We start from the raw sequence: 17,772 nt of genomic DNA on the forward strand, positions 1-17,772 counted from the left end.
AAGTCAGCTATGGTTAAAACAACGATTCAAGATGTATCGAAACATTTAAATGAGGAAGTCACACTCGGAGCTTGGCTTCACAACAAACGCTCCAGCGGGAAAATTGCCTTCCTGCAGCTCAGGGACGGTACGGGATTCATCCAGGGTGTGATAGGCAAAAATGATATAGGCGAAGATAAATTCGATCAGGCTAAATCGCTTACTCAGGAAACATCCTTGTATGTAACAGGTACCATTGTAGAAGATAAGCGATCTCCCCTCGGATTTGAAATGCAGATCAAAGATTTCTCCATTATTCAGGAAGCGGAAGATTACCCTATTACACCTAAAGAACATGGGACAGAGTTTCTTATGGACCATCGTCATTTATGGCTACGTTCAAAAAAACAACACTCTGTAATGAAAGTGAGAAACGAAATCATCAGAGCGACGTATGAGTTCTTCAATGAAAATGGTTATGTTAAAATTGATCCGCCGATTCTTACGGGCTCATCCGCTGAAGGGACGACGGAATTATTCCATACGAAGTATTTCGATGAAGACGCGTATCTTTCCCAGAGTGGTCAGTTATACATGGAAGCTGCAGCTATGGCTTTTAATAAAGTTTTCAGTTTTGGTCCCACTTTCCGCGCGGAGAAGTCTAAAACACGGCGCCATCTTATTGAATTTTGGATGATTGAACCCGAAATGGCCTTTATGGACCATAATGACAGTCTTGAAGTTCAGGAACAATACGTCTCCCACGTCGTCCAATCTGTTCTTCAGAATTGCAAGGTGGAATTAGAAACTTTAGAAAGAGATTTGACTTCGTTACAAAAAATCAAAGCTCCTTTTCCACGAATAACTTATGATGATGCGATTCAATTATTGCATGAAAAAGGTTTCACAGATATCGAGTGGGGAGATGATTTCGGAGCTCCTCACGAAACGGCTATTGCAGAAAGTTATGAAAAGCCGGTATTCATAACCCATTTCCCACTGGATATCAAAGCATTTTATATGAAGCCGGACCCCGAACGTCCGGACCTCGCTCTTTGTGCCGATCTGATTGCACCGGAAGGGTACGGTGAAATTGTGGGAGGTTCCCAACGGATTGATGATCTGGAATTGATGAAAGAAAGGTATGAAGAGCATAATCTTACAGGAGATGCTTATCAATGGTACCTCCAGCTTCGCCAATACGGTAGTGTACCTCACTCCGGGTTTGGTCTTGGGCTTGAGCGGACGGTAGCATGGATAGCTGGGGTCGAGCATGTGAGGGAAACTATTCCATTTCCACGCCTCTTGAACCGACTATATCCGTAAAGAGATCTATATAGAGACTGACAGACACCGAGCCGCCTCGGTGTTTGTTATTTTAATTGATGGACTTCGGCAAAGCTGGTGATGGTTTGGGAACGACAGGCGGAAAGAGTCCTGTCTGAAACGGTATGAACTAAAAAAATCACCGGAAGCGATCATGGAAAGTTTCCGTAAAGACCTGCCTGCTCATCTCAAACTTCCCACGTATAGACAAAAATCAGCAAAGTACGATAACGGAACCTGATTGATTAAGAAATTAAGAAAGTTTTCTTCAAAGAAAGAGGGATCATCGTGTCGAATCATCTACCTTATGAACAAATGCTTCAGAATCAGCTGGTCCTCCCGCAAGTGCTATTGACCTCTTATAAAAACATGAACATGAATGAAACGGAACTCGTAATTATACTTCAACTTCTCAGATTCCAGCAGGAAAAGGTAACATTTCCGACCCCTTCTGAAATCACCGACTTTGTAACTGTTTCAGAAGAAGAATGTTCGAATTATTTACGTACATTGATTCAGAAAGGGCTGGTCGAAATTCTGCATGAAAAAGGCCCTGAAGGTATTATCCAGGAAAAATATTCACTCGAACCTTTATTTGTACGGTTATTCGAGACGAAAGAAGAGAAAAAAGAATCACAGGATATTTCTAAAGAATCTCTGTTTTCCTTGTTTGAAAAAGAATTCGGCAGACCGCTATCTCCATTTGAAATAGAAACGGTGAATATATGGCTTGATGATGAAGAATACAGAGAAGACTTGATCAAAGCTGCATTAAGAGAAGCAGTGCTGATGGGAAAGATGAATTTCAAATATATTGATCGAATATTGGCTGAATGGGAAAGAAAAGGAATAAAAACTGTAGATCAAGCGAAAAATCAGGGAAAACAGTTCAGAAATAACCAGAAACAAAATACGATCTCAGAAAGTTCGAAGAGAGATGTGTCGCTTTATTACAATTGGCTAGAGGATGAGTGAGAAGAGATGCTTACACTTAAAGAAATAAGATACTGTTTGGATGTATGGGAAGACATGTACCCGGAAGCGGATTGTGAACTGAACCATGAAAATCCTTTTCAACTTCTTGTAGCGGTGATTTTATCTGCACAGGCAACAGATAATCTTGTGAATAAAGTTACCCCGGATCTATTTCAGAAATACGTCACTCCTACAGACATTGATCAAGCAGAGATTGAAGAACTTGAACAGGATATCAAATCAATCGGTCTTTATCGAAGCAAAGCGAAAAATTTGAAACAAATGGCTCGTACTTTATTAACAGAATTCGATGGAGAAGTACCTCAAACGAAAGAAGAGTTGGAAACCCTGGCAGGAGTCGGAAGAAAAACGGCGAACGTGGTTGCATCTGTAGCTTTCGGTGAACCGGCGATTGCAGTCGATACACATGTGGAGCGGGTTTCAAAAAGACTTGGCATATGCAGATGGAAAGATTCCGTGTTGCAGGTAGAAAAAACATTGATGAAAAAAATTCCTAGAGAAGAGTGGAGTGCCACTCATCACAGGATGATATTTTTCGGGAGATACCATTGTAAAGCTAAAAATCCTAACTGTGAAAAATGCCCTCTCCTTTCTTTATGCAGAGAAGGACAAAAAAGAATGAAACAGAAAAAAACTCCGCTTGCCTGAATAGGCAGCGGAGTTTTTATATGAGTTACTGATTCTGCTGGTCTGTCGAGTCGTTCGACTCGTCCGAATCCTCAGAGGATCCGGAACCACCTTCTGATGAAGAATTACCTGAAGAGTCACTGCTCTGTTGTTCAACTTGATCATTCTCATCATTGCTTTGTTGCTCGGTGTCATTGTTCTGGTCATTGCTTTGCTGGTTGCTTCCATTATCCTGATCATTGTTTTGCTGTTCTGAATCGTTGTTTTGATTGCCGGAGCTACCACCCTCATTCTCAGAGGAACCATTGTTCTGATTGCCGGAGTTACCGTTACCATTCTCTCCATCGGAGTTATTATTCTGTTCCCCTGAATTGTTCTCCTGGTCGGTGCCTGATTCGCCGTTATTATTTTCATCATTTTCTTGCTCTTGCTCATTTTCACCTTCATTGCTTTCTTGGTTCTCTTCGTCCTCGCCAGAAGAAGGTTCTTCGCCAGGAACTTGTACGGAAACGGAACGGCCTTCACTGTCTGAGGACCCTCCGGAACCTGAAGCTACTACCGTAATGTCGTACGTTCTTCCGGGTTGAGGATTACTAATCTGCAGACTGGTCTGTTCGGTGTTGGAAAGAGTGCTTCCATTAGCGTATACACTGAATTGAGCACTTTCCGAGTAAGACCATGAGACATTGATGCTGTCGCTTGATTCACTGTACGTTGCAGCCAGGTTACTTACTGGGTCCATCCGCTGAAATTGTGAAGAAACATTTGAAGGCTGGTTATCCACCTGGAAGAGTTCAGTCACAATTCTTGAAGAAGGAGTGTAAGCACTCGGCAGTTTAGCAGGACGGGAGCCAGCTTCGACATCAACCCAGACCGCACTTTCGGGTCTGCTGAAGTCTTCTGTTTCTACATCCTGGGATAGTTCACCCATAAGGTGGCGGAACATTTGTTTCGGTATATCTTTTCCGCTTTGAATAGGAGACCTATCCTGATTCCCTGTCCATACAGAAATCGAGTAATTTGTAGAGTAGCCGTTGAACCAGGAGTCCACCTCTTCGTTCGTGGTTCCGGTTTTTCCTGCTACAGGTACTCCCGGAACATCGGCAGCTGTGCCTGTTCCTTCAGTAACTACTGTCTCAAGCATGGAAGTGATCATATAAGCTGTATAATCTTTCATCGCTGAAACCGGTTCAGGGGTGAAATCGACCGTGCCGTTTTCAGGCGTTTCGACCTTCCTGACCGTGTACGGTTCATTATACACACCTTCATTACCGAAGGCGGCAAAGGCACCGGCCATTTGAATCGGAGTGACCTCCTCGGAACCGATGGCATCTGAAAGCACCATACCGTCTTCACCAAAGGAAATACCAAGCTTCTCGGCAAACTCGGAAGCCCTGTCTGTGCCGATTTCATCCAACGTTTTGATGGCGGGAATGTTGATGGAATCAGCGAGCGCTTCACGCATAGTCATCCACCCCCGATATCTATCATCCCAGTTGGTAGGGTTCCAATCTCCAAATTCGATCGGTTCATCCTGCAACTGGTGATACGTGGACCACTGTTCAAATTCTATGGCAGGACCGTACGCTGCGATCGGTTTCATGGTTGAGCCTGCCTGGCGGGGGTCGTCGGAAGCATAGTTGAGTCCTCCGGAGACATAGTCCCTGCCCCCGCCGATAGCCCGGATTGCACCCGTCTGTGTGTCAGTTACTGTAACGGCTGTCTGAAGGTCCTCATTCGGCCAGCTGATAGGACCACCGTCGCTACTGAGTGATTGTTCTGTCAGTTCCTGAGCCTCCGGGTCAAGCGTTGTATAGATTTTCAGTCCGTCTTTGAAAATATCTACATCTCCCATTTGGCTTTCCACTTCTTTTTTCACCCTGTCGATAAAAGCCTGGTACTGTCTCGTTTCCTCAGTTTGTTCAGCAAGCATGGAAGAGATCTCTGTCTGCCTGGCTTCTTCCGCTTCTGCTTCGCTGATTTTTCCATGGTCCACCATCAGATGAAGGACGGTGTTCATGCGATCTTTGGCAAGGTCCGGGTTTTCATAAGGGTCGTAACCGCTTGGACGTTGGGGCAGACCTGCTAGTAACGCGGATTCCGCTAAGGTAAGGTTATCAAGGTCCGTTTTGTTGAAATACGTTTCGGCAGCTTCAGCAACTCCATAAGCTCCCTGACCAAAATAAATCTTGTTTACATACATCTCGAATATTTCTTCTTTGGAATACTCACGATCCAACTTAAAGGCAAGGTACTGCTCCTGCACCTTCCGTTCGATCGTTTTGTCAGAAGTAAGCAGCGACTGCTTGATCACCTGCTGAGTAATCGTGCTGGCACCCTCTGAACCGAACCCTTGGGTAATATTAGCCCATATAGCTGCTAAAATCCGCTTGGGGTCTACACCACTGTGTTCGAAGAAACGCACGTCTTCGGTTGCGAGAACTGAATCCACATACTTTTGAGGGAGATCACCGTAAGACACTTGCGAGCGTCGTTCTTCGCCTGCGAGGTCGGTGACCAGTTCATCATTCATATCATAAACTTTGGATGAGAACGGAGAAGTCAGCTCTGAAGCTTTGAGTTCAGGTGCGTTAGAAGCGTAGTATATGAACATCCCCGCTCCTCCAAGTCCGAGGAGAAGACCTGCAATCAAAAGGATGCTCAAAATTTTCTTCAACTTCGAAGGCTGTTTGTTTGTAGCCTTTTTCTTCCCCTTTGTACCTTTTGTTTCTTTTTTCGCCTGACTCGACTGTTCACGCCGCTCTTTACGGGAATTATATTCTTTAGACATTTACATCTTCCTCCAATTTTGCTAAAACCTTATCCACGGCTTTCAAATAATCTACTCTTGCCTGAAAATGAAAAGGAATTAAATAGGCCTTTTCTTTGACGATAGAGTAGGGGATTGATTTCCGTCCTCCATCTTGTTGTTTATACCAGTAGTCGATGAGATACTTACTTTCAAGCAGGAATGTTTCTCCAAGGGGAGCGAACCGGACGATAATAAAAGAAAGTCCTTTCTGCTTCATCACCTGTTCCATATGAGTAATCTGATGCTCATGCATGTTACTTAAAGGGAAAGAGGTCTTGTTTTTCGTTTCTTTTGCTTCAAAATCTACATGGTAGCCTTTATATACTCCATTATAATCTGTAGTGGAAGCCTGTTTAAAATATGCCTCCTTTATAACTGCAGCACTCCGCTTAGGGTAGTCTACATTTACAATTTGAACGGGAGTAGGTTTTTTGTGTACGATTGCCATATCACGAGAAACGTAATAAGTGTTTGCTGCGTTAATATCTTCTTCGAGAGTCATCCCGCGATTGCTGTAACTTTTTCCTGAAGAGGTGGGAGTGCTGTTAGTGATATTGTTTTTTCTCCTGGTGCCATTCGGGTATCGCATCCTCATGCTCCTCCTCATAGAATTCTCATCTTATTATACTTTCTTCCCCTTCAAACGACAAATGTTTATCCTTTATAAGTTCGAAATTCATTCCGATATTTTCGTCCGTCCGAGTTAAAACCTCTTTCCGCGTGCAGGGGGGGAGAAGGGGAAGGATATAAATTTTCCTGTTGAATGAGTTGTTTTGAGCCTAATAAATAGGCTCTGTTAAAGCCTGTTGTTGATTTTAGGAACGAAGGGTGGGGATGCCTGATGGAGAAGCATGAACGGGGGAATCACCGGAATCGAACGTAGAGAGATTCCGGAAGTTTACGTCATGCCCGCGGCAAGCTTCCACCCGTAGAACGAAAATCAACAAGGAACGATAACAGAGCCAATAAATAAAGGAAAAGCATGTTTTACTGCTTTTGGAGTTCGTGCTAGGCTGAAATATGAAAGGAGAGGATAACTATGAGTCTCTACGAATTAACACATAGATTAAAAAGCTCCATCGATGAATTGCACGATCGATATCTGCGTGAATCAGGTCCTGTGGATCGTTCAGATCACGAGTTCTTTGAAAAGGTGAAAGAGGAGACAACGCCATATTTTTCACTTGTACAGGAATGGTTCGAAGTGGCGGAACCATTTGTAAAAAACAGAGAGGTCAGCGTCCATCCAAACCAGATACAATCAACAAACGAAAATATCGAAATGCTTATCCTCCACTCCTATTATCTCGATGTGGAGAAGAACAGATACAAAGACCTTTACCAGTCTTCTCATTACGTGTTGGATATGGTTCTCGACAATCTTTGATTCCTCATGCAAACGCTTTACATTGGGCTGTTTATTTAATATAATGAATATCCCAATGAAGGAGGAGAACCCGATGAATAAAGAAAAGCTGATAGAAAAGGCGAAAGATATACGCGAAAGAGCTTATGTACCGTATTCGAAATTTCCGGTAGGAGCGGCGCTTCTGACGAAAAGCGGAGAAATCTATGAAGGCGTCAATATTGAAAATGCGGCTTATCCCACGACTTGTTGTGCAGAACGAGTAGCTATTTTCAAGGCCGTAGCGGACGGCCATTATGATTTCGAGACTCTGGCTGTTATCGCGGATACGGATCGTCCTGTGCCACCTTGTGGTTCGTGTCGTCAGGTGATGAGTGAATTCTTTGCTCCTGATACGCCGGTACATACTGCTAATCTCAGTGGTAAGACGAAGACGATGACAATGGCGGAACTTCTACCGTTCTCGTTCACTCCGGACGACCTTTCAAAACATGAATAGTTTCCATATCTACCTGCTGCAGTTATAATGATTGTAGCAGGTTTTTATATAGCCTACGCTGAAAATGAATCCACCTGGAGAGAAATTTCTACAGGTTACAATCAGGGTACATCTATTTCTTAATAATGATAAGACGAGTGAGTTTTTCAAGAGGTGAAGAATTTGATGAAGCGATTACTGGTCACCGGTTATAAATCACACGAGCTGGGAATATTTCAGGAAAATGATAAACGCGTCGCTTTTATTAAGGAAGCTCTCAGAAACAGGATCATCGCTTTTTTAGAAGAAGGCGGGGAATGGGTGCTCGTCTCCTGTCAGCCCGGAGTGGAGTTCTGGACTGCGCAAGTTGTGCTGGAGTTGAAGGAAGGGTATGATGTTTCTCTCGCAGTTATACCCCCTTTTGAGGGCGCGGAAGAGCGGTGGCCGGAAGATATACAGGTGATGTACCACCATATTATAGAAGAGGCTGATTTTTATAAACCTGTGTACAAAGGGGGATATCAGGGAGCTTTTCAGTTCAAAGCCAAGGACCGTTTCCTGATTGAGCACTCGGACAAAGCTTTAGTCCTCTATGATGAGGAGACTCCCGGTACACCGAAATATTTTCTTGCAATGGTCCAGCACGTAGATAACTATGAATTGGAATGGATCACCCCCCAGGATTTAGAGGACACTGTCGAAGAGCTCGAATGGACGAGCCCGGAAATATTCAGGGGAGAAGATGCACATTGACAGATTGTAAGACTTTTGAAAGAATATAAGTACTTGCTGGATAAGAGGTGAATGGAATGACGGAAGATCGATTTCATTTGACAGGTAAAGAAATACTGGAAAGAGACTTCAAAACATCGATGAGAGGCTATAATCAGGAAGAAGTGGATGAATTTCTCGATTTAGTGATCAAAGATTATGATCAGTACGATGAAATGATCAAAGATTTGAAGGAAGAAAATGAACGGCTGAAAAGAAATCGTTCTGTTTCTCAAGGGCCCGAACAGGAAGAGAAACAGGAAACAAGATCGAGACAGTCCGGTCATCAAGTGAACTATGATATTTTGAAGCGTCTCTCCAATTTGGAGAAAGCGGTATTTGGTAACCGCTATGTAGATGAATAAAATTACCAATGACATGCTTCCCGGAATCTGATAAAATGGTTTTCGGAATAAGGGAGATGTTTGGGTGATCGCTGCCATCAGGCAGAGGAAAGTCCATGCTCGCACAAGCTGAGACGCTTGTAGTGTTCGTGCCAGACGAAATCATAAGTCTGGGTAGTGCTTTCATGCACTAACGGCAGAGAAAAGACCTGTGTCCTTCTTTGGATATGGTCTGATTATCTTGAAAGTGCCACAGTGACGGAGCTGAAGTAGAAATACTTCAGGTGGAACGAGGTAAACCCCTCGAGCGAGCAACCCAAACTTAGGTAGGGGCACTCTTTCAAAGGAATCAAACGGAGAAAGAGGCTGATGAACATCAGCAGATAGATGATTACCACCGGAGTACGAGGCTGACCACCGCTCGCAGTACAAAGGTACAGAACATGGCTTACAAAGCATCTCCCGGTCTTACATAAGAGAAGTCACCTCCTTTATGGTAGGATTACCGTATTGGAGGTTTTTTAATTAAGAGCGAAGGATGTGATTATACAATGAACAAAGTTACTTTAATCGCAACTGCAGCGATGGGCCTTGAGGGCATTGTCGGGCAGGAATTGAGGGATCTTGGTTATGAAAATGTGAGAGTGGAGAACAGCCGGGCCATATTTGAAGCTACTCCCGCAGATATCCCGCGTGTCAATTTGTGGCTCCGTTCAGCGGATCGTGTCAAATTGCTCGTGGGAAAGTTTCATGCCTACAGTTTTGATGAACTTTTCGAGGCGACGAAGGCTCTTCCATGGGAGAATTTCATTTCAGAGGATGGAGAATTTCCGGTGGTAGGGAAGTCGAAAAAATCCAAGCTTTATAGTGTACCTGACTGTCAGGCAATCGTTAAGAAGGCGATTGTAGAACGGATGAAACAAAAATATGGAATTGCCAGCCGTCTTGAAGAGAAAGGGGCTTTTTACAGGGTAGAGGTAGCTATAGATAAAGACGAGGCCTGGCTCACTATAGACACTTCCGGCGCAGGTCTTCATAAACGCGGATATCGTGTCGGGCAGGGGGACGCTCCTTTGAAAGAAACATTGGCGGCTGCTCTCGTTCAGATTACAAATTGGAGAGGGGATGCCCCTTTCATCGATCTTTTCTGTGGTTCCGGCACGATTCCAATCGAGGCGGCCCTTATCGGTCAGAATATCGCTCCTGGATTCAATAGGGAGTTCGCGTCTGAAAACTGGTCCTTCATCACAGATAAACAGTGGGAGAAGGCATTCGAAGAAGCGGAAGATAAAGCGAACTATGATCAGCCCATTAATATAACCGGTACAGATATCGACCCTAAGATGATCGAAATATCGAAAGCGAACGCTATGGAGGCAGGGCTCGGTGAACTGATTCCCTTCAAGCAGATGCAGGCCAGAGATTTCAAACCGATGGAAAAAGGTGGTTACCTTGTATCGAATCCACCTTATGGAGAAAGAATAGGGGATAAGAAAGAAGTTGAGCAGACGTACCGTCAGCTTGGCGGAGTGATGAAAGACTTTCCTACCTGGAGCGTTTATCTGCTCACTGCCCATCCTCAGTTTGAGAAGGTATACGGCACGGAAGCTACGAAGAAACGGAAATTATTCAACGGATTCATTGAAACGACGTACTATCAGTTTTTCGGAAAAAAAGAATAGAGTAGATTTCAGAACAGGCTGTATTCCGAGAACTGGAGCTACAGCCTGTTTTTAGTTTTGTATTAATACTTAGTAGCAACTCCGAAAATATAATAAAAACGATACCGTTAAGTTACGTATCGTTTTTATTATCATATAAATATTTTCTTAAAGATTCTTTGGAGAGTTGGTCTGCATGGATATTCTGTTTTTCGGGGATCCATTTCATGAAAACGAAAGGGAAGTTCTCAGCCAACTGGTCCAGAGTCTCAAGATAGGAAAAGAAAATGTGATTCTTCGTTCTGTTCCTTTCAAAAGTCTCGACCACAATTTTAGAATCCGTTCGTAAAGAAATGATTTCTTTCGGGAAACGCTCTTTGCAGACCCTGAGTGCTTGACAGGCACTCGCGAATTCCGCTTCGTGATTGGAAAGTTCCCCGAGATAAGAGGAATAAGAATACTTTTCAGACTTACTTTTTATATAAATGCCCGAAAAACTCGGTCCCGGGTCTCCTTTAGTTGCAGCATCTGTATAAACCTCAAGCATCTTCATCACTCCTTCAATCTAAAGGATTTTGCAGCATACAAAAATGGGGTATCCAGTAAAGAAACAAGGAATTTAATAAAATACGTCGTCCAGAATATTTCTATCCAGACTCCGAAAGGATATAATCCATAAAAGGCGATACCACAAAATACTGCTGTATCGAGCAATTGACTGATCATAGTGGAACCGTTGTTTCGAATCCAAAGGTGTTTGTCTTTCGGGAATATTTTTTTCAAAAATGCGTACAGCCATACATCAAAGTATTGACTGATAATATATGCGAGCAAACTCCCGATTGCAATTTGAGGTACGATTCCAAACAGTGTCTCGAGGGCGGATTGAGCAATATCACTTTCAGCCGGTATGAACCTGAGGGAAATCTGCATCATGATCGTCATAGCGATCAGTGCCGAAAAACCGAGCCATACGGCTTTTTTTGCGGAATCCTTTCCGTATTTTTCGTTCAAAATATCTGTAGCCAAAAAGGCTGTACCATAAATGATATTTCCGAGGGTAGCGGTCAATCCGAATAATTCGACTGTTTTCACAACCTGAATATTTGCTACCACAGTAGCCATGCCAATCCATACGAATAGACCATTTTTGCCGAAAAGGCGGTAAACAGTCAGCAAAAGTGTGAAGTTGACAATGGCAAAAATAATCCATAATAATTCGTTGAACATCCATTCGTCCTCCTTAGTTTTGATAACGCGGGAATTTTCGAACCGCGAAAACCTGACAAAAAAACATTATACTCAGTCAGAACGAAAGTTGCAATAAAGGAAACTCCAGAAGAAAGTAGTATCTACTTCAATAGGGGAGTACCCATTTTGAAAGCAGGGTAATTATCATTCGGCAAAAATAAAAAAGCAACAGCTGGCAGCTGTTGCTTTCAGGGCTTTTTATTTATTGTTTAACAACGTTAGCCGCTTGTGGGCCACGGTCGCCTTCTACGATTTCAAAAGTAACTTCTTGACCTTCTTCAAGAGACTTGAAACCTTCTTCTTGGATAGCAGAGAAGTGTACGAATACGTCGTTACCTTCTTCTACCTGGATGAAGCCATAACCTTTTTCCGCGTTGAACCATTTTACTGTACCGTTTTGCATAATTAAATCCTCCTAGAATCTTGCACGTTACACGTGATATTACAAATATGAGGTGGAAAAAAAACAAAAGCCCCCACAAGGAGTGCGGAATATAAAATCATAAGCACTTCTTGGTGGGAACTACCTTTGTTTTATGATTCCGTTCATATTTGCTTACTATCAATATATCTCATCTCAAGGAATGAGTCAAGGGAGCAGGAGAAAAATTTTTATTTATATGATGAAAATATTATACTGGTAGTAGTAATGGAGGGGGAGGCTAGATGAATGTTAATATAGGACTTACAGGGTGGAGCGATCATCCTTCTCTTTATGAAGGATCCGTAAGGGCTCATGAGAAGCTTCAATCCTACGCATCTCATTTCCCTGTAGTTGAGGTAGATACGGCTTTTTATGCTATTCAGAAACAGGCTTATTATGAAAAATGGGTGAAAGATACACCGGAGAGTTTCGCTTTCGTCATTAAAGCTTTCCAGGGATTGACCGGTCATGACCGTGAAAAAAGAACAAAGCAAGAAGCGAAAGAATTGATGGAAGCGTATAAGGAGTCGATTGCTCCTGCGGTGGAAGCCGGAAAGGTGGATGCTTTGCTTTTTCAGTTTCCCCCATGGTTTGATGTAAAAAAAGAGAACATTCAAAGGTTGAGACAAATCAGAGAATGGCTTGAAGATTATCCAGTAGCCATAGAGTTTCGGAACCAAAGCTGGTATAGAGAAGCATACCGTGAGAGAACGCTGCAGTTTCTTGAGGAGGAGGATTTTATTCATACAGTATGCGACGAACCGCAGGCTGGTGAAGGTTCTGTACCTGCAGTAGTGAAAGCGACAAATTCTGAAAAGACATTAATTAGGCTTCACGGTAGGAATGTGCACGGGTGGAACAAAAATGGTCATAAAGACTGGCGGGCTGTTCGTTTTCTGTACGACTACAGCGAAGAAGAATTAAAAGAGTGGATCCCCTCTATTCAAAAATTATTGGAAGAATCACGTTCAGTCACTATGTTGTTCAATAATAATTCCGGCCACGATGCAGCGCCTAATGCGAAGAAAATGATAGAATATCTTGGCGTTACGTATGACGATCTGAATCCTCGCCAGTTAGGACTTTTTTGAATGAGTCTTTCAAAACAAACGAGAAAGTGCGTAGAAGATTTCGTCCATACGTATCACGGGGAGGACCATTCTGGTCACGGCACCGACCATATAGAACGGGTCGTCCGTAATGCGGTGTTTATCGCTCAACGAGAAGGTGCGGATTCTGTCACCGTTGAATTGGCGGCCTGGTTCCACGATATCGACGATGAAAAATTGGTGAGGGACCCTGGCGCTGCAAGAAAGAAACGTAAAGAGTTCCTCTGCGAGCTGGGATTTAGTGATGCAACAATTACAACCATTGAAAAAATTATAGCTTCAGTCTCTTTCTCCAAAGGGGGAAAAGTTGTATCCTTGGAACAGCAGGTAGTCCAGGATGCAGATAGGCTTGATGCCATCGGGGCAATCGGAATCGCCCGCTGTTTCAGCTATGGTGCAGTTCATGAGCAGAGTATAGAAAAGTCGATAGAACACTTTCATGAAAAATTGTTACGAATATATGATAAGTTATCGACTCCCACAGCCAGAAGGGAAGCCGAAAACAGACACGAGCTTATGCAAACGTACATTCGCCAATTTAAAGAAGAACAATCATTTGCAGGAGGGATGAATGATGAGTGAACAGGTATACTTAGACCTGTGCAGGCATATTTTACATAATGGACAGGATAAAAGTGACCGCACGGGGACAGGGACCAGATCCGTCTTCGGCCATCAGATGAGGTTCGATCTTAGAAATGGGTTCCCCTTGCTGACGACCAAAAAGGTCCCCTTCCGTTTGATATGGAGTGAATTGCTTTGGTTTATCCGTGGAGATACGAATATAAGATTTTTGCTTGAAAACAACAATAACATCTGGAATGAGTGGGCGTTCGAAGCATGGGTTACAAGTGATGAATACGAAGGCCCTGATATGACCGATTTCGGTTTACGAAGACTTTCTGACGAGAACTTTGCTGAGATTTATGACCAGCAAATGGCTGAATTCAAAAGAAGAATTCTCACTGATGAGGAATTCGCTGCAAAATATGGCGAACTCGGAAATGTTTATGGTAAACAATGGCGTGCCTGGAAAACGACAGAAGGGGAAACCATCGATCAATTGAAGAATGTGATTGAATCCATCAAAAACAATCCTGATTCAAGAAGGCACATCGTTACAGCATGGAACCCGGAGGATGTACCCGGAAATATGGCCCTTCCCCCTTGTCATACGATGTTCCAGTTCTATGTTCATGACGGTAGACTTTCCTGTCAGCTTTATCAAAGAAGCGGGGACACGTTTCTTGGGGTTCCTTTCAATATAGCGAGCTATGCACTGCTTACTCACCTGGTTGCTCATGAATGTGGATTAGAACCTGGGGAATTCGTACACACCCTGGGAGATGCTCATATTTATCATAATCATTTTGAACAGGTGGAAAAGCAACTCGCTCGTGCACCCGGACCTCTCCCGGCTATAAAGTTGCAAGCACCGGAAAAATCGATTTTTGACCTGCTTATAGAAGATGTGACTATTCAGGATTATGACCCCCACCCGGGAATCAAGGCTCCCGTAGCCGTTTAGGAGGATGCGTAATGATTTCATTCATTTTTGCAATGGATAAAAATCGACTGATAGGAAAAAACAATGATTTGCCCTGGCACATACCGAAGGATTTTCAATTCTTCAAAGATAAAACGGTGAATCGTACGGTGATTATGGGAAGAAAGACGTTCGAATCATTAGGAGGAGCTCTTCCTCGGCGTGAGCATGTGATTATAACAAGTGACCAAAATTACGAAGCAGAGGGTTGTACAGTTGTACATTCCATTGAAGAAATCCTTCAACTGACAAACAGTGATCCGGAGAAGGAATGGTTCATTATCGGGGGCACTGTGTTATTTGAAGCCATGCAGGAAGAAGCGAATCGTATGTATGTTACACATATTGAACACGTTTTCGAAGGAGATACCTACTTTCCTGAAATCGACTGGTCCGAATGGGAATTGACCAGCAAAGAGAAAGGGATAAAAGATGACAAGAATCCCTATGATTATTTCTTCTGCGTTTATGATAGGAAGTAATATAATAAAATGGTAGAGACAGAAGAAGACTTACGTGATATGATGAGTGTAGTCATCTTATGATTGTAGGTAAGTCATTGCTCAAAATCATGACAAAACTGAGAGTTCAGAAATTAATATACTTAATAAAGAGGTGAATCCACGTGGCATCAATCGGTGTACCAGGTTTAATCTTAATTCTAGTTATCGCACTGGTCATTTTCGGACCTTCCAAATTACCTGAAATCGGTAAAGCTTTCGGTACGACCTTGAAAGAATTCAAGCAAGCCACCGGAGATCTCATGTCTGACGATTCGAAGAAATCATCGGATAAAGAGAACAAGCAAGGATAAGTGTAGATGTAAGGTAAATCCTTACATCTACTTTTTTGTGCAGGTTTTGACAGGGAGGGTAAACATTGGCAGATCAGGACATGGATTATATAGAACACTTTGGGGAATTGCGGAAACGAATCATCCTGACGCTGGTGACATTCATCGCATTTTTTGTTGTAGGGTTCCTTTATCATCGACCTATTCAAACCTTTTTCCTGAATGACGTCACGTTTGAACTTCATATGACAAGTCCGGGAGAAATCATCTGGATTGTATTTACGATTGCTACTATCATCGCTATTGCTGCAACCCTTCCGATGTTTTCTTTTCAATTATGGTTATTCATTAAACCGGCATTGACGAAGAAAGAAAAACGCGTTTCTCTAATGTATATACCGTTCATCTTTCTTTTGTTCGTCGGCGGTCTGGTGTTCGGGTATTTCATATTCATCAAATTCATCATGCCTTTTTTATTGGATCTGAATGATGGAATGTTCACAGAAATATATACGGTCGAGAGATATTTCAAGTTTCTCTTTCGCGTCACAGTACCGTTTGCCGTGTTTTTTGAAATACCGCTTGTTCTTATGTTTTTGACCAGTCTCGGGATTGTGAACCCCCAGTTTTTGGTGAAGGTCAGGAAGTATGCTTATTTGATTCTCGTCATTATGGGGACGATTCTTTCCCCTCCAGATTTCATTCTTCAACTGGTTGTGGCTGTGCCGCTCATACTATTATATGAAATCAGCATCATTCTTTCGAGAATCGTTTTCAGGAAACGCATGAAACAACAGCGGGAATGGCTTGACGAAGATTAGACGCTGACCACTGGTCGGCGTTCTTTTTTGTAACAAAAGAGAAAGCATGATAAAACTGTAGTAAGCAATCATTGAGGAGGAGCTCTTATGAAGCGGTCGTTTTATCACTATATGATGAGATTCAGAGGCAATCTCGAAACAGGCAAAGAGAAAGAACTTGCAGATTGGATGTTCGAGGAGCACAGCTTCCCGAAACAGTCTGAATCGTACGATGAACTCAGTGAGTACCTGGAACACCACAGCCCTTTTCCCGGGTCACTTGCTGCGTTTGACAGACTTTACGAAACCTACATGGAAGAAGAAGAGTGAGGGAGAGACACAGTGAAAATCATTCATACTGCCGACTGGCATTTAGGTAAAATCATCCATAAGAAACATCTTACAGAGGACCAGGCCGAAGTCATCGCCAAGTTCATTGACATATGCGACGAGGAACAACCGGATGCGGTCATCATCGCCGGGGATCTTTACGATCGTTCCATTCCTCCGAAGGAAGCTGTACATGTTTTGAATGACGCATTGCTCCAGTTGAGTGAGCGTAATATTCCGGTACTGATGATTTCCGGTAATCATGACAGTAGCGATCGTCTCGCTTTCGGGGCCTCTTTATTTGAACTAGGAGACATACATTTACATACGCATTTGCAAACTAACAGGGAGCCTGTCGTTCTTCATGATGAAAGGGGGGCCGTACACTTTCATCTGATTCCTTATATTGAACCGGCTGAAGCACAGGCGGTTTTTGAAAAGAATATAACTTCTCATCAGGAAGCATATGAAGCTATCGTAGAAGATATCGAAGCCAGGTTTGACATGAAGAAGGAACGTCACGTGCTGGTAGGGCATGCGTTCATTCAGGGGGGGATGGAATCCGATTCAGAAGAGCGTCTCACCATGATGGGGGGAACCCCTTATATCGGGGCGGAACTTCTTCAGGATTTCTCATATGTCGCCCTGGGTCACCTCCATCAGCCTCAACAGGTAGGATCGCCTCATATAAGGTACAGCGGTTCCCTTTTGAAGTATTCCTTTTCCGAAGTGAATCACCGTAAGTCGGTCACAATCGTTGAATTGGAAGAAGATATCGAGACGAGGAAGGTTCCTCTCGTTCCGGAAGTCGACCTCGAAGCCGTAGAAGGTTATTTCAAAGATCTGATGAACGGAAATGCCGCTTCGAATCCGCGCAACTATTTGAATGTACGACTCCTTGATAGCGGAGAAATTCTGGACCCGGTCGGACAACTTAGAAATGTGTATCCCAATATTCTTCATCTGGAGCGAAAAGGCGTTTCGGGGTCTTTTCAGGAAGAAGAGATAGAAAAAGTGAGGCAAAAGCGGAATAAATCTCCGATTGAAATTCTCACCGATTACTATGAGTTGGTGAAAGAAGAAAGACTATCTGAAGAGAAGAAAGAAATTCTCCAGAGAACCATAGAAGAGACCAGACAGTCCGAGAGGGGGCAGTGAA

The 17,772-nt window shown here is 43.2% G+C and carries 21 protein-coding genes and 1 other RNA gene; 17 read left to right on the forward strand and 5 right to left on the reverse strand.

The annotated features are described in order from the left end of the window. Positions 1-9: 9 nt before the first annotated feature. From asnS to nth, 3 genes are all read left to right on the forward strand, one after another. Entirely contained in the window at positions 10-1,305 is a 1,296-nt protein-coding gene (gene asnS, locus BW944_RS01310) for an asparagine--tRNA ligase (RefSeq protein WP_076556530.1), read from the forward strand. A 288-nt stretch (positions 1,306-1,593) separates the two neighbouring features. Continuing rightward, entirely contained in the window at positions 1,594-2,280 is a 687-nt protein-coding gene (locus BW944_RS01315; RefSeq protein WP_200806484.1) for a DnaD domain-containing protein, read from the forward strand. A 6-nt stretch (positions 2,281-2,286) separates the two neighbouring features. Continuing rightward, entirely contained in the window at positions 2,287-2,949 is a 663-nt protein-coding gene (nth, locus tag BW944_RS01320) for an endonuclease III (protein ID WP_076556531.1), read from the forward strand. A 25-nt stretch (positions 2,950-2,974) separates the two neighbouring features. Here nth and BW944_RS01325 read toward each other — a convergent pair whose 3' ends face one another. Both BW944_RS01325 and recU read right to left on the reverse strand, forming a co-directional pair. Continuing rightward, entirely contained in the window at positions 2,975-5,719 is a 2,745-nt protein-coding gene (locus BW944_RS01325) for a transglycosylase domain-containing protein (RefSeq protein ID WP_076556532.1), read from the reverse strand. After that, the gene (gene recU, locus BW944_RS01330; protein WP_076556533.1) at positions 5,712-6,329 is read right to left on the reverse strand and encodes a Holliday junction resolvase RecU; all 618 of its coding nucleotides are present in this window, start codon (positions 6,327-6,329) and stop codon (positions 5,712-5,714) included. Before recU ends, BW944_RS01325 begins: the two co-directional genes overlap by 8 nt. A gap of 450 nt (positions 6,330-6,779) precedes the next feature. On the opposite strand from recU, the gene BW944_RS01335 reads away from it, so the two are divergent. From BW944_RS01335 to BW944_RS01360, 6 genes are all read left to right on the forward strand, one after another. Next, entirely contained in the window at positions 6,780-7,127 is a 348-nt protein-coding gene (locus BW944_RS01335; protein WP_076556534.1) for a DUF1798 family protein, read from the forward strand. Between the two features lie 73 nt (positions 7,128-7,200). After that, positions 7,201-7,605: a cytidine deaminase gene (cdd, locus tag BW944_RS01340; RefSeq protein WP_076556535.1), complete on the forward strand. Its 405-nt coding sequence runs from the start codon at positions 7,201-7,203 to the stop codon at positions 7,603-7,605. A gap of 165 nt (positions 7,606-7,770) precedes the next feature. Further along, positions 7,771-8,337: an SLOG family protein gene (locus BW944_RS01345; RefSeq protein ID WP_076556536.1), complete on the forward strand. Its 567-nt coding sequence runs from the start codon at positions 7,771-7,773 to the stop codon at positions 8,335-8,337. A gap of 56 nt (positions 8,338-8,393) precedes the next feature. Further along, on the forward strand, positions 8,394-8,720 hold the full coding sequence (gene gpsB / locus BW944_RS01350) for a cell division regulator GpsB (RefSeq protein ID WP_076556537.1): 327 nt from the start codon (positions 8,394-8,396) through the stop codon (positions 8,718-8,720). Between the two features lie 56 nt (positions 8,721-8,776). Continuing rightward, positions 8,777-9,155: RNase P RNA component class B (gene rnpB, locus BW944_RS01355), an RNA gene on the forward strand. Between the two features lie 95 nt (positions 9,156-9,250). After that, positions 9,251-10,381 carry a THUMP domain-containing class I SAM-dependent RNA methyltransferase gene (locus BW944_RS01360; protein ID WP_076556538.1) on the forward strand — a complete coding sequence of 377 codons (1,131 nt, stop codon included), beginning with the start codon at positions 9,251-9,253 and terminating at the stop codon, positions 10,379-10,381. A 112-nt stretch (positions 10,382-10,493) separates the two neighbouring features. On the opposite strand, the gene BW944_RS01365 is transcribed toward BW944_RS01360, so the two are convergent. The 3 genes from BW944_RS01365 to BW944_RS01375 all read right to left on the reverse strand — a co-directional run bounded on the left by BW944_RS01365 (position 10,494) and on the right by BW944_RS01375 (position 12,014). Next, positions 10,494-10,907, reverse strand: a complete 414-nt coding sequence (locus BW944_RS01365) for an RNase H family protein (RefSeq protein WP_076556539.1) — start codon at positions 10,905-10,907, stop codon at positions 10,494-10,496. A gap of 5 nt (positions 10,908-10,912) precedes the next feature. Further along, a complete protein-coding gene (locus BW944_RS01370; protein ID WP_076556540.1) occupies positions 10,913-11,590 on the reverse strand; it encodes a queuosine precursor transporter in 678 nt (225 codons plus the stop codon). Between the two features lie 223 nt (positions 11,591-11,813). Further along, on the reverse strand, positions 11,814-12,014 hold the full coding sequence (locus tag BW944_RS01375; RefSeq protein WP_008587582.1) for a cold-shock protein: 201 nt from the start codon (positions 12,012-12,014) through the stop codon (positions 11,814-11,816). 263 nt (positions 12,015-12,277) lie between these two features. Here BW944_RS01375 and BW944_RS01380 point away from each other — a divergent pair, with 263 nt between their 5' ends. The 8 genes from BW944_RS01380 (at position 12,278) to BW944_RS01415 (ending at position 17,771) form a co-directional block, all read left to right on the forward strand. Continuing rightward, complete coding sequence (locus BW944_RS01380; RefSeq protein WP_076556541.1) at positions 12,278-13,126, forward strand: DUF72 domain-containing protein; 849 nt, start codon at positions 12,278-12,280, stop codon at positions 13,124-13,126. Continuing rightward, positions 13,127-13,726, forward strand: a complete 600-nt coding sequence (locus tag BW944_RS01385; RefSeq protein WP_076556542.1) for an HD domain-containing protein — start codon at positions 13,127-13,129, stop codon at positions 13,724-13,726. Then, on the forward strand, positions 13,716-14,672 hold the full coding sequence (locus BW944_RS01390) for a thymidylate synthase (RefSeq protein ID WP_076556543.1): 957 nt from the start codon (positions 13,716-13,718) through the stop codon (positions 14,670-14,672). The genes BW944_RS01385 and BW944_RS01390 overlap by 11 nt, the downstream gene beginning before the upstream one ends. Before the next feature lie 11 nt (positions 14,673-14,683). Then, on the forward strand, positions 14,684-15,172 hold the full coding sequence (locus tag BW944_RS01395; RefSeq protein ID WP_076556544.1) for a dihydrofolate reductase: 489 nt from the start codon (positions 14,684-14,686) through the stop codon (positions 15,170-15,172). Between the two features lie 143 nt (positions 15,173-15,315). Beyond that, positions 15,316-15,504 carry a twin-arginine translocase TatA/TatE family subunit gene (locus BW944_RS01400; RefSeq protein WP_076556545.1) on the forward strand — a complete coding sequence of 63 codons (189 nt, stop codon included), beginning with the start codon at positions 15,316-15,318 and terminating at the stop codon, positions 15,502-15,504. Between the two features lie 65 nt (positions 15,505-15,569). Then, complete coding sequence (gene tatC, locus BW944_RS01405) at positions 15,570-16,304, forward strand: twin-arginine translocase subunit TatC (RefSeq protein WP_084193583.1); 735 nt, start codon at positions 15,570-15,572, stop codon at positions 16,302-16,304. Positions 16,305-16,391: 87 nt separating this feature from the next. Continuing rightward, positions 16,392-16,613, forward strand: a complete 222-nt coding sequence (locus BW944_RS01410) for a YozE family protein (RefSeq protein ID WP_076556546.1) — start codon at positions 16,392-16,394, stop codon at positions 16,611-16,613. 12 nt (positions 16,614-16,625) lie between these two features. Beyond that, positions 16,626-17,771 (forward strand): exonuclease SbcCD subunit D, encoded by a 1,146-nt coding sequence (locus tag BW944_RS01415; RefSeq protein ID WP_076556547.1) that lies wholly within the window; start codon positions 16,626-16,628, stop codon positions 17,769-17,771. Position 17,772: the final 1 nt, after the last annotated feature.

The organism is Salimicrobium flavidum (assembly GCF_900156645.1).
GTDB classification, from domain to species: Bacteria; Bacillota; Bacilli; order Bacillales; family Halobacillaceae; genus Salimicrobium; species Salimicrobium flavidum.